The sequence below is a fragment of the Streptomyces sp. NPDC031274 genome (assembly GCF_055570235.1).
On the sequence record NZ_JBVIHP010000009.1, the window covers coordinates 107,545 to 121,124 of the forward strand.

The 13,580-nt window shown below is 69.7% G+C and carries 12 protein-coding genes; 6 read left to right on the top strand and 6 right to left on the bottom strand.

What is annotated here, in order from left to right; all coding sequences use genetic code 11:
- Window positions 1–129 precede the first annotated feature (129 nt).
- Together ACZ5CR_RS16705 and dnaK are read left to right on the top strand one after the other, a co-directional pair.
- Window positions 130–555 carry an OsmC family peroxiredoxin gene (locus tag ACZ5CR_RS16705; RefSeq protein WP_389900772.1) on the top strand — a complete coding sequence of 142 codons (426 nt, stop codon included), beginning with the start codon at window positions 130–132 and terminating at the stop codon, window positions 553–555.
- A 136-nt stretch (window positions 556–691) separates the two neighbouring features.
- Entirely contained in the window at window positions 692–2,584 is a 1,893-nt protein-coding gene (gene dnaK / locus ACZ5CR_RS16710; protein ID WP_468857962.1) for a molecular chaperone DnaK, read from the top strand.
- An 88-nt stretch (window positions 2,585–2,672) separates the two neighbouring features.
- Here dnaK and narI read toward each other — a convergent pair whose 3' ends face one another.
- From narI to ACZ5CR_RS16730, 4 genes are read right to left on the bottom strand one after another with little or no spacing between them, the layout of a single operon-like run.
- Window positions 2,673–3,395, bottom strand: a complete 723-nt coding sequence (gene narI, locus ACZ5CR_RS16715) for a respiratory nitrate reductase subunit gamma (protein WP_468857964.1) — start codon at window positions 3,393–3,395, stop codon at window positions 2,673–2,675.
- A 17-nt stretch (window positions 3,396–3,412) separates the two neighbouring features.
- Window positions 3,413–3,982: a nitrate reductase molybdenum cofactor assembly chaperone gene (narJ, locus tag ACZ5CR_RS16720; protein ID WP_468857966.1), complete on the bottom strand. Its 570-nt coding sequence runs from the start codon at window positions 3,980–3,982 to the stop codon at window positions 3,413–3,415.
- Window positions 3,979–5,592 carry a nitrate reductase subunit beta gene (gene narH, locus ACZ5CR_RS16725; protein WP_468857968.1) on the bottom strand — a complete coding sequence of 538 codons (1,614 nt, stop codon included), beginning with the start codon at window positions 5,590–5,592 and terminating at the stop codon, window positions 3,979–3,981. Before narH ends, narJ begins: the two co-directional genes overlap by 4 nt.
- A complete protein-coding gene (locus tag ACZ5CR_RS16730; protein WP_468857970.1) occupies window positions 5,592–9,275 on the bottom strand; it encodes a nitrate reductase subunit alpha in 3,684 nt (1,227 codons plus the stop codon). The genes narH and ACZ5CR_RS16730 overlap by 1 nt, the downstream gene beginning before the upstream one ends.
- A gap of 265 nt (window positions 9,276–9,540) precedes the next feature.
- On the opposite strand from ACZ5CR_RS16730, the gene ACZ5CR_RS16735 reads away from it, so the two are divergent.
- Complete coding sequence (locus ACZ5CR_RS16735; protein ID WP_468857971.1) at window positions 9,541–9,966, top strand: hypothetical protein; 426 nt, start codon at window positions 9,541–9,543, stop codon at window positions 9,964–9,966.
- A 4-nt stretch (window positions 9,967–9,970) separates the two neighbouring features.
- Here the strand turns inward: ACZ5CR_RS16735 and ACZ5CR_RS16740 are convergent, their stop codons facing one another.
- Window positions 9,971–10,378: a winged helix-turn-helix transcriptional regulator gene (locus tag ACZ5CR_RS16740; RefSeq protein ID WP_468857972.1), complete on the bottom strand. Its 408-nt coding sequence runs from the start codon at window positions 10,376–10,378 to the stop codon at window positions 9,971–9,973.
- A 20-nt stretch (window positions 10,379–10,398) separates the two neighbouring features.
- Window positions 10,399–11,208: a helix-turn-helix domain-containing protein gene (locus tag ACZ5CR_RS16745; RefSeq protein WP_468857974.1), complete on the bottom strand. Its 810-nt coding sequence runs from the start codon at window positions 11,206–11,208 to the stop codon at window positions 10,399–10,401.
- Window positions 11,209–11,365: 157 nt separating this feature from the next.
- Here ACZ5CR_RS16745 and ACZ5CR_RS16750 point away from each other — a divergent pair, with 157 nt between their 5' ends.
- From ACZ5CR_RS16750 to ACZ5CR_RS16760, 3 genes are all read left to right on the top strand, one after another.
- Window positions 11,366–11,671 (top strand): 4a-hydroxytetrahydrobiopterin dehydratase, encoded by a 306-nt coding sequence (locus ACZ5CR_RS16750; protein WP_468857975.1) that lies wholly within the window; start codon window positions 11,366–11,368, stop codon window positions 11,669–11,671.
- 6 nt (window positions 11,672–11,677) lie between these two features.
- Complete coding sequence (locus ACZ5CR_RS16755; protein ID WP_468857976.1) at window positions 11,678–12,451, top strand: class I SAM-dependent methyltransferase; 774 nt, start codon at window positions 11,678–11,680, stop codon at window positions 12,449–12,451.
- A gap of 82 nt (window positions 12,452–12,533) precedes the next feature.
- Entirely contained in the window at window positions 12,534–13,403 is an 870-nt protein-coding gene (locus ACZ5CR_RS16760; RefSeq protein ID WP_468857977.1) for a class I SAM-dependent methyltransferase, read from the top strand.
- Window positions 13,404–13,580: the final 177 nt, after the last annotated feature.

Genomic DNA, 13,580 nt, shown 5'->3' on the forward strand with positions numbered 1-13,580 from the left:
GGGCCTCTGACGCATCAGTAACCGTCCCCAGTGGGCCGGTCTTCGGCGTGCTCCGAGTCGGGGTGTGATCGGATGGGCGCACGGATGTTCCGGAACGCATCACGGAACCGCACTGAAGGGATCTACATCGTGGCTACCACGCGCTCCGCGCACACGGTCTGGGAAGGCAACCTGCTGGAGGGCTCCGGCACCGTCACCTTCGACTCCTCCGGGATCGGCGAGCAGGCCGTGTCCTGGCCGTCCCGCGCCGAGCAGGCCAACGGCAAGACCAGCCCGGAGGAGCTCATCGCTGCGGCACACTCCAGCTGCTTCTCGATGGCCTTCTCCAACGGCCTCGCCCAGGCCGGCACCCCGCCGACCCGCCTGGTCACGTCCGCCGACGTGACGTTCCAGCCGGGTACCGGCATCACCGGCATCCACCTCACCGTCGAGGGCACGGTGCCGGGCATCGACGAGGCCGCGTTCACCGCCGCCGCCGAGGACGCCAAGAAGAACTGCCCCGTGAGCCAGGCGCTGACGGGCACGACCATCACGCTGACGGCGAAGCTCGCCTGACGCAGTTCGGACCGTGCCGCCGTCCCTCGTGGGGCGGCGGCACAGTCATATGCGGCATTGACAATGTGCCGCTCAAGTTTTGTGATGGAGGTCGAAGTACGTCGGTCAACGGGCTCGCGGTGGAAGGGGACTGGACATGGCACGTGCAGTCGGGATCGACCTCGGTACGACGAACTCGGTGGTGGCCGTCCTGGAGGGCGGTGATCCCACGGTCGTGGCCAACGCGGAGGGCGCGCGCACCACACCCTCGGTCATCGCCTTCGCGAAGAACGGCGACGTCCTCGTGGGAGAGGTCGCCAAGCGGCAGGCGGTCACCAATGTGGAGCGCACCGCACGCTCCGTCAAGCGCTACATGGGCGACGGAAGTTGGCGCTTCCCGGAGGACGGGTCGGTGGACGGCACCCGGTACACCGCCCAGGAGCTCTCCGCCCGCGTCCTGCAGAAGCTCAAGCGTGACGCCGAGTCCTATCTGGGCGAGGACGTCACGGACGCGGTCGTCACCGTCCCTGCCTACTTCGACGACACGCAGCGCCAGGCCACCAAGGAGGCCGGTGAGATCGCGGGCCTGAAAGTGCTCCGCATCATCAACGAACCGACGGCCGCGGCCCTGGCGTACGGCCTCGACAAGGGCGACGACCAGACGGTCCTCGTCTTCGACCTGGGCGGCGGCACCTTCGACGTCTCGCTCCTGGAGATGGGCGACGGCGTCATCGAGGTGAAGGCCACCAACGGCGACACGCAGCTGGGCGGCGACGACTGGGACCAGCGCATCGTCGAGCATCTGGTGCGGCAGTTCAAGAACGGCCACGGTGTGGATCTCGGCAAGGACAAGATGGCGCTCCAGCGGCTGCGGGAGGCCGCGGAGAAGGCGAAGATCGAGCTGTCGTCGTCGAGCGAGACGGACATCAACCTGCCGTACGTCACCGCGTCGGCGGAGGGCCCGCTGCACCTGGCCGAGAAGCTGACCCGCGCTCAGTTCCAGGAGCTCACGGCGGACTTGCTCGAGCGCTGTCGCGGCCCCTTCCACCAGGCGGTCAAGGACGCGGGCGTGAAGCTCTCGGCCGTCGACCACGTGATTCTGGTGGGCGGCTCGACGCGGATGCCCGCGGTGACCGAACTGGTCAAGGAACTCACCGGGAGCGAGCCGCACAAGGGGGTCAACCCGGACGAGGTGGTGGCGCTCGGCGCGGCGCTCCAGGCGGGTGTGATCAGGGGTGACGTGAAGGACGTACTGCTCCTTGACGTGACGCCGCTGTCCCTCGGGATCGAGACCAAGGGCGGCATCATGACCAAGCTCATCGAACGCAACACCACGATTCCCACCCGGCGTTCGGAGACCTTCTCGACCGCCGAGGACAACCAGCCCTCGGTCGGCATCCAGGTCTTCCAGGGCGAGCGGGAGATAGCCGCGTACAACAAGAAGCTGGGCGTCTTCGACCTCACCGGGCTGCCTCCCGCTCCCCGCGGTGTCCCCAAGATCGAGGTCACCTTCGACATCGACGCCAACGGAATCATGCACGTCTCCGCGAAGGACGAGGCGACGGGGCGCGAGCAGCGCATGACGGTGACGGGCGGTTCCGCGCTGCCCAAGGACGACATCAACCGCATGGTGCGGGAGGCGGAGGAGCACGCGGAGGAGGACCGCAAGCGGCGCGAGGCCGCGGAGACCCGCAACCAGGCGGAGCAGCTCGTCTACCAGACGGAGCGGTTCCTCCAGGAGAACGAGGAGCGGATCCCCGCGGAGACCAGGACCGAAGTGGAGTCGGCAGCAGCGGAGTTGAAGGGCGTCCTGAAGGACAAGGCCGACGACACGGCGGCACTGCGCGCGGGCGCGGAGAAGCTGGCCGCCGTGAGCCAGCGGATGGGGCAGGCCATGTACGCGGCTGCCGGCGCAGGCGCCGATTCCGGCGGGGGCGCCGATTCCGGCGGAGGCGCCCAGGAACAGGGGGCTCCGGAAGAGGGCGTGGTGGACGCGGAGATCGTGGACGACGAGAAGCCGGGGGAGCAGCAGAAGCGGGCCGGGGAGTAGCGCACCGTCGGTCACCGGCTTCGCCGAGTTCTTCCTCGAACGCCGGACGGGCCGGATCCGGACGGGCCGGCTCCAGCCCGTCCGGAGATCACGACCCCGTCTTCTCCCAGCCCCGCCGCTCCGGACGGGGCCCGACCCTGCTCGGGTCCTTGCTCCGGTAGACCACGTACGGCCGGAACAGATACTGCACCGGCGCGCTGAACATGTGCACGAGTCGGGTGAACGGAATCAGCGCGAACAGCGCCATCCCGACCACCGCGTGAATCTGGTACAGGACCGGAACCCCCGCCATCATTCCCGTGTCCGGCTGGAGGGTGAACAGGCTGCGCGCCCAAGGGGCGATGGACTCGCGGTAGTGGTAGCCGTCGCCCGAAGCGTGCGTCAGCTTGGCCACCATGCCGAGCACGATCGCCGCGAACAGCACCAGGTACATCAGCTTGTCGTTGGCGGTCGTCGCCCGGAAGACCGGCGCGTTCGTGCGCCGCCGGTAGAGCAGCAGCAGGATGCCGAGCACCAGCATGATTCCCGCCGCCGTGCCGCCGTACAGCGAGAACAGGTGGTACGTGTGCTCGCTCACGCCCACCTTCTCCGTCCACGACTCCGGAACGAAGAGACCGACCAGATGTCCGACGAGCACGAAGAGGATGCCGTAGTGGAACATCGGCGACGCGATGTTCAGGAGCTTCGACTCGTACACCTGCGAGGAACGCGTCGTCCAGCCGAACTTGTCGTAGCGATAGCGCCAGGCGAGGCCCGCCGCCAGGAGGACGACGACCACGTACGGGATGACGCCCCACAGCAGCGTTCTCATCAGTGTTCCCCGATCATTCAGTGTTCCCCGATCATCGCGAAGGGTTCGAGGCCGACGTCCTCCCGCGGGGGCCCCGACCGGGCGAGGGCCTGCGCCTCGGCCCGGTCCTTCGGTGAGGGACCGGGCAGCGTCGCGCACACCGCCTGGAGCACGGACGCGTACGGCGTGCCGAAGTCGGTGAGGGCGAGCCGCAGCAGTTCGAGGCCCGGCCGGTGCTCATCGAGGAGGACCGGACCGGCGTGCGCGGAGAACTCCAGGACCGCGGGCAGGAAGTCAGGCAGCTCCTCGCCGGTGAACTCCATCCCGTGCTCCCGGTAGACCTCCTTGAAGCGGACCAGGGCCATCCCGCGCCGCCGTGTGTCACCGTCGCGCCACCAGCTCAGGTAGAGGCTGTGGCGGTTCTTGAAGTCGAAGACCTGCACGTAGTGCGCGGCGAGTTCGCGGCGGCCGGTCGCTGCGGCGTGCGTGAGGAACCTCTCCAACTGGGGTGCGGCGGAGCACAGTTGAGGCAGCAGGGTGCGGAATTCATCGTCCGGGTACGACAGGCAGTGCGCGGCTGCCTGGTAGAGCACGGCGTTCTCGCTCACAGTGTGTCCTTCTCGGCGGCGGACGGCTGCTCGTCGGCGGTCTGCCGGTCCCGCAGCGCGTGGAAGTTCTCGATGGTCACCAGAGGGAGCTGTTTGCGGCCCGAGTCCTGGCCGAACGGCCCGTCCCCGCCCATGCCGGGACCGCCCTCGTGGTCGAGGCTGCACGAGTCCGGAAGCGCCGATTCCTCCAGGCGCCGCGCGTCACCGACCGCGGCGGTCGGGATGACGTAGCGGTCCTCGTACTTGGCGATGGCGAGCAGCCGGTACATCTCCTCGATCTCCTGGCCCGACATGCCCACGGCATCGGCGACCGAACTGTCGGGCCGGTCACCGAGGTTGATGGCCCGCATGTGCGCCCGCATCGCCGCCAGCTTCTCCAGCGAGGCCCGCACCGGCCCCACGTCACCGGCGGTGAAGATCTCCGCGAGGTATTCGAGGGGGATGCGCAGGGTGTCGATGGCGCCGAACAGGTTGTCCAGGTCCTCGCCGTCGTGCCCGGTCTCGCTCAGCGCGTCCACGACCGGGGAAAGCGGCGGGATGTACCAGACCATCGGCATCGTCCGGTACTCCGGATGCAGCGGGAGCGCCACCTTGTACTTGCTGATCAGCGCGTGCACGGGGGAGCGGCGTGCCGCCTCGATCCAGTCGTGGCCGATCCCGGCCCGCTCGGCCTCGCGCCGCACATCGGGGTCCTCCGGGTCCAGGAAGACCCCCAGCTGGGACTCGTACAGCGCCGTGTCGTCCTGCACCGACGCCGCCTGTGTCACCTTGTCGGCGTCGTAGAGGATCACACCGAGATAGCGCAGGCGGCCCACGCACGTCTCCGAGCAGACCGTGGGCAGGCCCACCTCCAGGCGCGGGTAGCACATCGTGCACTTCTCGGCTTTGCCGGTGCGATGGTTGAAGTACACCTTCTTGTACGGGCATCCCGTCACGCACTTGCGCCAGCCCCGGCAGCCGTCCTGGTCGACCAGGACGATGCCGTCCTCCTCGCGCTTGTACATCGCGCCGGAGGGGCATGACGCCACGCACGCGGGGTTCAGGCAGTGCTCGCAGATCCGCGGCAGATAGAACATGAAGGTCTGCTCGAAGGCGAACTTCACCTTCTCCGCGGCCTTCTCGCGGGTCCTGGCCACCATCGGGTCGAGATCGCCGTACTCCGTCGCGCCGCCCAGGTTGTCGTCCCAGTTCGACGACCACTCGATCTTCATGGGCTTGCCGCTGATCAGCGAGCGCGGCTCGGCGACCGGGTAGTCGTCGCCGAGCGGGGCGTCGGTGAGGTTCTTGTACTCGTACGTCCAGGGCTCGTAGTAGTCCTTGATCTCCGGCAGCTTGGGATTGGAGAAGATCTCCAGAAGGGCCTTGAACCGGCCGCCGTTCTTGAGCTTCAGGGCGCCGCGCTTGTTCAGCTCCCAGCCGCCGCGCCACTTCTCCTGGTCCTCGTAGCGGCGCGGATAGCCCTGGCCCGGACGGGTCTCGACGTTGTTGAACCAGACGTACTCCATGCCGTCGCGGTTGGTCCACGCCTGCTTGCAGGTGACGGAGCAGGTGTGGCAGCCGATGCACTTGTCGAGATTCATGACCATGGCGATCTGAGCCATAACGCGCATCAGTACTGAACCTCCTGGCTGCGGCGGCGGATGACGGTGACCTCGTCGCGCTGGTTCCCTGTCGGGCCCAGGTAGTTGAAGGCCCACGACAACTGGGCGTAACCGCCGATGAGATGGGACGGCTTGAGGATGAGGCGGGTCAGGGAGTTGTGGATGCCGCCGCGCTTGCCGGTGGTCTCCGCCTTGGGGACGTTCACCGTGCGTTCCTGCGCGTGGTGCATGTAGACCGTGCCGGCCGGCATCCGGTGCGAGACGACCGCTCGCGCGACCACCACGCCGTTGCGGTTGACCGCCTCGATCCAGTCGTTGTCCTTCACGCCGATCGCCTCCGCGTCCTGCGGCGCCATCCAGATGCACTGGCCGCCCCGGGAGAGCGACAGCATGAAGAGGTTGTCCTGGTACTCGGAGTGGATGGACCACTTGTTGTGCGGGGTGAGATAGCGGACCGTCACCTCCTTCTCGCCGTCCGGACCGAGCCGTGGCTCTCCGAAGAGGCGGTTCATGTCCAGGGGCGGCCGGTAGACGGGCATCGCCTCGCCCAGCTCGTGGATCCAGTCGTGGTCGAGGAAGAAGTGCTGGCGCCCGGTGAGCGTGTGCCAGGGCTTCAGGTGCTCGGTGTTGAGCGTGAACGCCGTGTAGCGGCGCCCGCCGGACTCGCTGCCCGACCACTCGGGCGAGGTGATCACGGGGACGGGGGCCGCCTGCGTGTCGGCGTACGTGATGCGCTTGCCCTCGTGCTCGGCGGCCAGGTGCGCCATCTCCTGGCCCGTGCGCGCCTCCAGGGTGTGGAAGCCCTGGGTGGCGAGACGCCCGTTGGTCGTGCCGGACAGGGCGAGGATGGTGTTCGCCGCCTTGATCGCCGTGTCCAGGGCGGGGCGTCCGTCGGCGGGGCCGCCGCGTACGACGCCGTTGCGCTCGCGCAGCTCGTCGACCTCCTGGTCGGGGCGGAACGCGATGCCCTTCGCGGGCAGGCCCAGCTTCTCCGCGAGGGGGCCGAGCGCGGCGAACTTGGCGCCGATCGCGGTGTAGTCCCGCTCGACCACCGTCAGGCCCGGCATCGTCCTGCCCGGGATCGCCTCGCACTCGCCCTTGCGCCAGTCGAGGACGACACCGCCGGGCTGCGCCGTCTCGCCCGGGGTGTCGTGCTGGAGCGCGGTGGCCACGACGTCCTTGCGTACGCCGAGGTGGTCCACGGACAGCTCGCTGAGCCGTTCCGCGATCGCCTTGAACGTGTCGAAGTCGGTGCGGGCCTGCCAGGGCGGGTCGACGGCCGGGGTGAAGGAGTGGACGTAGGGGTGCATGTCCGTGGACGAGAGGTCGTGCTTCTCGTACCAGGTCGCCGCGGGCAGGACCACGTCCGAGAGCAGCGTCGACGACGTCTGCCGGAAGTCGAGCGAGACGAGCAGGTCGAGCTTGCCCTCGGGGGCCTCGTCGTGCCACTTCACGGTCGAAGGACGCTCGTCGGGCTCCGCCTCCTCAGCCCGCAGCGAGGAGTGCGTACCGAGCAGGTGCCTGGTGAAGTACTCCGCGCCCTTGGCCGAGGAGCCGAGCAGGTTGGCGCGCCACAGGGTCAGGACGCGCGGCCAGTTCTCCGGTGCGTCCGGGTCCTCGCAGGCGAAGTTGAGGGTGCCCGCCTTGAGCTCCTCGACGACATTGGCGACGGGATCACTTGAAGTGTCGCCCAGATCGAGGGAGTTGCGGTCGAAGGTCGGATACGACGGCATCCAGCCGGTGCGTGCCGAGAGCGCGAGACAGTCGGCGCCCGTCATCCCCGCGAATCGGCCCTCGCCGAGCGGCGAGGCGAGCACGTCCGCCGCGAACTTGTCGTAGCGCCACTGATCGGTGTTCAGGAACCAGTACGCGGCGCCGATCATCTGCCGCGGCGGCCTGCTCCAGTCGTTGGCGCTGGCGAGCGTCGCCCAGCCGGTCGCCGGGCGGCACTTCTCCTGCCCCACGTAGTGCGCCCAGCCACCGCCGTTGCGGCCCTGGCAGCCGGTCAGCTGGAGCAGCGCGAGGAAGGCGCGGTAGATCGTCTCGGAGTGGAACCAGTGGTTGGTCCCCGCCCCCATGAGGATCATGCAGCGGCCCTGCGACTTCTCGGCGGTCCGCGCGAACTCCCGCGCGATCTTCACGGCCTTCGCGGCAGGGACCGAGGTGTGCGCCTCCTGCCAGGCCGGGGTGCCGGGTGCGTCGGCGTCCTCGTACGAAGAAGGCCACTCGCCGGGAAGCCCCTCGCGGCCGACGCCGTACTGCGCGAGCAGCAGGTCGAAGACCGTCGTGACCAGCGGCCCGTCCTGGCCGCCGAGCCGTGTGGCGGGCACCCCGCGGCGCACGATCTCGCCGCGGCCCTGACCGTGCGTGCCGCCCTCGGTGTCGAAGCGGGGGAGCAGCACCTCGACGCCCGTCGCGATGTCGGAGTCGTGCAAGGAGAGCTGCGGCTCGATGTCGCCGAGCTCCAGATTCCACTTTCCCTTGCCGGACTCGGTCCAGCGAAAGCCCAGCGAGCCGTTCGGGACGGCGGGCTGCCCGGTGTTCTCGTCCAGGACGGCCGTCTTCCAGTCGCCGCCCTCGCCGCTCTGGCCGAGGTCGGTGGCGCGCAGGAACTTCGACGGGACGTACGCGCCGTCGCGCTCGGTCAGCGTCACCAGGAAGGGCAGGTCGGTGAACTTGCGGACGTAGTCGGTGAAGAAGTCCGTCCGCCGGTCGACGAAGAACTCCTTGAGGATGACGTGGCCCATCGCGATGGCGAGGGCCCCGTCCGTGCCGGGGTGCGGGTGCAGCCACTCGTCGGCGAACTTCGTGTTGTCCGCGTAGTCCGGTGACACGGCGACGACCTTCTGGCCGCGGTAGCGCGCCTCGGCCATCCAGTGGGCGTCCGGGGTACGCGTCACCGGGACGTTCGAGCCCCACATCATCAGATACGCGGCGTCCCACCAGTCACCCGACTCCGGCACGTCGGTCTGGTCGCCGAACACCTGTGGTGAAGCCACCGGCAGGTCCGCGTACCAGTCGTAGAAGGAGAGCATGGGCGCGCCGATCAGCGACATGAAGCGGGCGCCCGCCGCGTGCGACACCATCGACATCGCGGGGATGGGGGAGAAGCCCGCCACCCGGTCGGGGCCGTGCGTCTTGATCGTGTGGACGTGCGCGGCCGCGATGATCTCGACGGCCTCGTCCCAGGTCGCCCGCACCAACCCGCCCTTGCCGCGCGCCTGTTGGTACGTCCTGCGCCGCTCCGGGTCGCCCTGGATGTCAGCCCAGGCGAGCACCGGATCCTTCAGCCGGGACTTCGCCTCGCGGTACATCTCCAGGAGCACGCCGCGCAGGTACGGGTAGCGCACGCGGGTCGGCGAGTACGTGTACCAGGAGAACGCGGCGCCGCGCGGGCAGCCGCGCGGCTCGTACTCGGGGCGGTCGGGGCCGACGGAGGGGTAGTCGGTCTGCTGGGTCTCCCAGGTGATGATGCCGTCCTTGACGTACACCTTCCAGCGGCAGGAGCCCGTGCAGTTCACGCCGTGCGTCGAGTTCACGACCTTGTCGTGGCTCCACCGGTCCCGGTAGAAGGCGTCCGCGTCCCGGCCGCCGACGAGTCCGATGCTGTGCAGGTCGGGGGCGGCGGTGCCCCGGCGGAAGAACTTCCCCGCGCGCAGCAGCGCGGCGCCGGGCTCGGTCGTGTCTGTCACCCTTGAGCTCCCTAGGTCTGCCTTTCAACGAACCTAGGTGCGGGGTGGCGGGGGCACACGGCGGCGACGGCCGTACGGGTTGTGGGGGCGCCTCTCGTGGGGGCTCATCGCGCTCCGGAGCACGGTCCCGTCCTTACCTCCGAGGTAATCGACCCTCGCTCGCGGGCCCGGCAGGGTGGTCGCACCGGATCCGGTCCGGCGCACTCCGGCCCGGATCCGGCTTCCCTCTCCTTCCTTCCCTTCCGCTCTCGGAGGCCGGTTTCTCATGTCGACGTACTCTGCGCACCCGCTCACCGCACTGGCCCGCACGAACGACCCGAAGACGATGCTGCGCCGCTTCCTCGCCCTCGACGCGGTCGTGACGGCCGGGAACGGCATCGCGTACGCCGCTGCCTCGGGCCCGCTCGGGCGCTTCCTCGGCGTCGACGCGGGGCTCCTGCTGGGCCTCGGTGTCTTCCTCACGCTGTACGGGGCGGGCGTCGGCTGCCTCGCGTCACGCAAGAGCCCGCCCACGCTGCCCGTCCGCGGAGTGATCGAGGCGAACGCGGTCTGGGCGGTGCTCAGTGTCGTCGCCCTGGTCGCCTGGCTCTCGCCCAGCACGGCGGGCGCGGTGTGGATCCCGCTCCAGGCCGTGGCGGTCGGCGGCTTCGCCGCGTTGCAGTACGCGGCACTGCGGGCCCTGCGGAGCTAGGGCCCTAAGGCTGCCCGGCCCCTGCCCCGCGCGCGTCGAAGCGGCTGCGGGCGGCCTCGATCTCGGCGAGGTACCGGTGCGTCCAGGCGCACATGCCGTCGACCGTGGCGAGCAGCCCCTCGCCCGCCTCGGTCAGGCGGTACTCGACGCGCGGCGGCACGGTGGCGTACACCGTCCGGTGCACGACGCCGTCGCGCTCCAGGCCGCGCAGGGTCTGGGTGAGCATCTTGTGGCTGATGCCGTCCACCGCGGTGCGCAGCTCGGTGAAGCGCAGCGTCCGGTCGGCCAGGGCGTTGATGATCAGCAGCGCCCACTTGTTGGCGACACCGGCGAAGATCTCGCGGGCCAGCGAGTCGGCGCGCGTCAGATCCGCGTCGTCGGGATGGCCGCTGTTTCTCTGCTTGGTCCCCATGCTCTTCCTTTCAGCAGCTGCTAGGACCCCGGCGACTGGAGATATTTGACCGTCGCCGGGTCGGCCGGGAGCAGCGTCTCGATGGCCAGTTCGGCGACCGTCACGTCCATGGGCGTGTTGAACGTCGAGATCGACGAGACGAACGAGAGCAGGTGCCCGTCGTGCTCGATGCGCAGGGGCAGCGCGAAGTAGGGCACTTCGCTCCGCGACCCGTCGGCCTCGAAGACGCCGACACCGGGATCCTCCACCGGATACGCCGCCACCTCCTCGTACACCGCACGCAGCGCGTCGGAGCGCTGCAACGCGATCTGCCGCTCCATCTGGTGCAGCAGATGCCCCCGCCACTCGCGCAGATTGCGGATCTTGGGGGCGAGGCCCTCGGGATGGAGCGTGAGCCGCATGGCGTTCAGCGGTGGTTGCAGGAGGTGCCCGGGGACGCCTTCGAGGATCATCGCGATGCCGCGGTTCGCCGCGATCACGTCGTACGTCGCGTCGACGACCAGGGCGGGATAGGGCTCGTAGCCGCGCAGGAGCTGCTCCAGGCCTTCCCGCAGGGCCCCCATCGAGGGGTCGTCCAGCGGTGTCTCGCGGAAGCGGGGTGCGTAACCGGCCGCCAGGAGCAGGGAGTTGCGCTCCCGCACGGGTACGTCGAGGTGTTCGGCGAGGCGAAGGACGATCTCCTCGCTCGGGCGTGACCTGCCGGTCTCGATGAAGCTGATGTGCCGCGACGAGGAGTCGGCGCGCAGGGCCAGTTCCAGCTGGCTCACCTTGCGCCGCTCACGCCAGCCGCGCAGGAGCGGGCCGACGCCGTTGCTTTCCCTAGTGGTCACGGCAGTTGTCATACCCAGACAGTAATCGAAAGGGTTCGCGATCCGCGGGGCGCGTGGTCCGCGCCCGTGGCCCGAACAGGGCCGTGCGGGAGGCGCTGTGGCAGGCTGAGGGCTATACGTACATACGTACTCCCTACACACGTGAAGGAGCGCGGCCATGTCACCCGAACCGCTGTCGCAGAAGGATGTCGAGGAGCGGCTCGCCGAGCTGCCCGGCTGGTCGTTCGAAGGAGGCCGGATCACCCGCTCCTTCCGGCTCGGCTCGCACTTCGCGGCGACCGCGATGGTCGTCCACATCGCGCAGATCCAGGAGGAGCTCGGCCACCACTCCGAGCTGACGCTCGGGTACAACACCGTCTCCCTGTCGGTGAACACCCACAGCGCGGGCGGCGCGCTCACCACGCTCGACTTCGATCTGGCCCACCGGGTCGAGGGCTCGGCGGTCGGCCACGGAGCGGTCTGAGCGCCGATGCTGGACTACAGCAGGGAAGCAGACCGCTATGACGCGTCACGCGGCGGCGAGCCCCGCGCCGACGCGGCCGCCACCGCGCTCCGCGAGCTGCTGCCGCCCAAAGCCCGCACACTCCTCGACGTCGCCTGCGGCACGGGCCTGGTCACCCGGCGCCTCGCCGGGGAGGGCCTGCGGGTGACCGGAGTGGACTCGGCGCACAACATGGCGCGCATGGCGTCGGGGCGGCTGCCGGGCAGCATCGTCCTCGGCGACAGCCGTCAACTCCCTTTCTCCGACGCCTCGTTCGACGCCGTGTCCGCGGTCTGGCTGCTGCATCTGCTGTCCGGCCCCGAGGAGGCGGCGGCGGTCGTCGCCGAGTGCGCACGAGTGCTGCGACCCGGCGGCGTGTTCGTCACGACCGTCGACAAGGCCGCCGCGCACGACGTGGGCAGCGACATCGACGCCGCGCTCGCCCCGCGCCCGGTACGCGCCGCGGTCGACCTCGGGCAGGCGGTCGAGGCGTACGCGGCCGCGCGGGGCCTGACACCGGTCGGCGAGGCCTGGTTCCGCGGCCACGGCCAGGGCCGCTCGCCCCGCTCCACGATCGACGACATCGGCCGGGGATGGTTCACGCAGGTTCCGCCCGACGGTCCGCTGGCCGCACGGCTCGCGAAGAAGCTCGCGGCACTTCCCGACCAGGAAGTACCGCGCCCCGACCCACGGTTCACCCTCCGGTCGTTCCGGAGGCCGCCCGCGCGACGGACCACCGCGTTTGCCGAAACCGCAAGGTGACTGGCCAGTACGGAGTCGGCGACGCAGTCTTGGAGACGGCTTCGACCCCACTCCCGAACACACGAAGGCGGCGGCAGAGACGATGGCCCACGACCACAAGCACAGCCACCACCACGAGGACATCGACTGGGCCACCATGGGCCCGATGCTGGAGCGGAACGCGCAGCTCGCCGCCCCGCAGAACCGCGAGATCGCCGCGTGGCTGCGCACCTGGCAGCCGGAGCCGGCCCTGATCGCGGACGTGGGCAGCGGTTCGGGCTCCGTCTCCTTCCTCCTCGCCGAGACCTTCCCCAAGGCCGAGGTGATCGCGGTGGACCCGGCGGAGCCGCTCCTGGAGCGAGCAAGGGCGCGGGCCGACCGAGAGGGCCTGAAGGACAGGGTCAGTACGTTCCAGGCGGAACTCCCCGAGGGAATCGGCGAGTTGCCACTCGCGGACCTCCTCTGGATCGGCCGGGCCCTGCACCACGTCGGCGACCAGGAGGGAGCACTGGCCGCTCTCGCGGACCGCCTGGCGCCGGGCGGCGCGATCGCACTCCTGGAGGGCGGCCTGAACCAGCGCAGCCTGCCCCGCGACATCGGCTTCGGCCGCCCGGGTCTCCAGACCCGCATGGACCTGGCGGACGACAAGTGGTTCACGCGGATGCGCGCGGAGCTGCCGGGCGCGAAGGCGGTCACGGAGGACTGGCCCACGCTCCTCACCCGGGCCGGCCTGCGCCACACGGGCACCCGCTCGTTCCTCCTGGACCTGCCGGCTCCCGTCTCCGACGCCGCCCGCGCCCAGATCATCTCCGAGCTCGCCCGCCGCCGCGAGATGCACGAGAACACTCTCGAACCCGACGACCTGACCACCGTCGACCGCCTCCTGGACGCGAACGACGGGCAGAGCCTGCACCACCGGCCTGATGTGTTCCTGCTGTCGGTGCAGACGGTGCATGTGGGGGTCAAGGGCTGAGCTGCGTCGTGGAGAAGGGGGGCGGCGGATCGGCGAGCGGGCCGGTCCGCTGACGTAGGTGCGGCCGAGGGCTTCGCCGCCCACGCGACACTGGCCCGGGGGGGGGGGGGGGGGGGGGGGGGGAGCGGAGGGAAAAGCGTTCCGCAAAAAAAAAAAAAAAAAACAAAACACAACCCC

Coding starts and splice junctions, on each gene's coding strand:
- dnaK (WP_468857962.1), top strand. CDS start 692: ATGGCACGTGCAGTCGGGATCGACCTCGGTACGACGAACTCGGTGGTG.
- narI (WP_468857964.1), bottom strand. CDS start 3,395: ATGAGAACGCTGCTGTGGGGCGTCATCCCGTACGTGGTCGTCGTCCTC.
- narH (WP_468857968.1), bottom strand. CDS start 5,592: ATGCGCGTTATGGCTCAGATCGCCATGGTCATGAATCTCGACAAGTGC.
- ACZ5CR_RS16735 (WP_468857971.1), top strand. CDS start 9,541: ATGTCGACGTACTCTGCGCACCCGCTCACCGCACTGGCCCGCACGAAC.
- ACZ5CR_RS16740 (WP_468857972.1), bottom strand. CDS start 10,378: ATGGGGACCAAGCAGAGAAACAGCGGCCATCCCGACGACGCGGATCTG.
- ACZ5CR_RS16750 (WP_468857975.1), top strand. CDS start 11,366: ATGTCACCCGAACCGCTGTCGCAGAAGGATGTCGAGGAGCGGCTCGCC.
- ACZ5CR_RS16755 (WP_468857976.1), top strand. CDS start 11,678: ATGCTGGACTACAGCAGGGAAGCAGACCGCTATGACGCGTCACGCGGC.
- ACZ5CR_RS16760 (WP_468857977.1), top strand. CDS start 12,534: ATGGCCCACGACCACAAGCACAGCCACCACCACGAGGACATCGACTGG.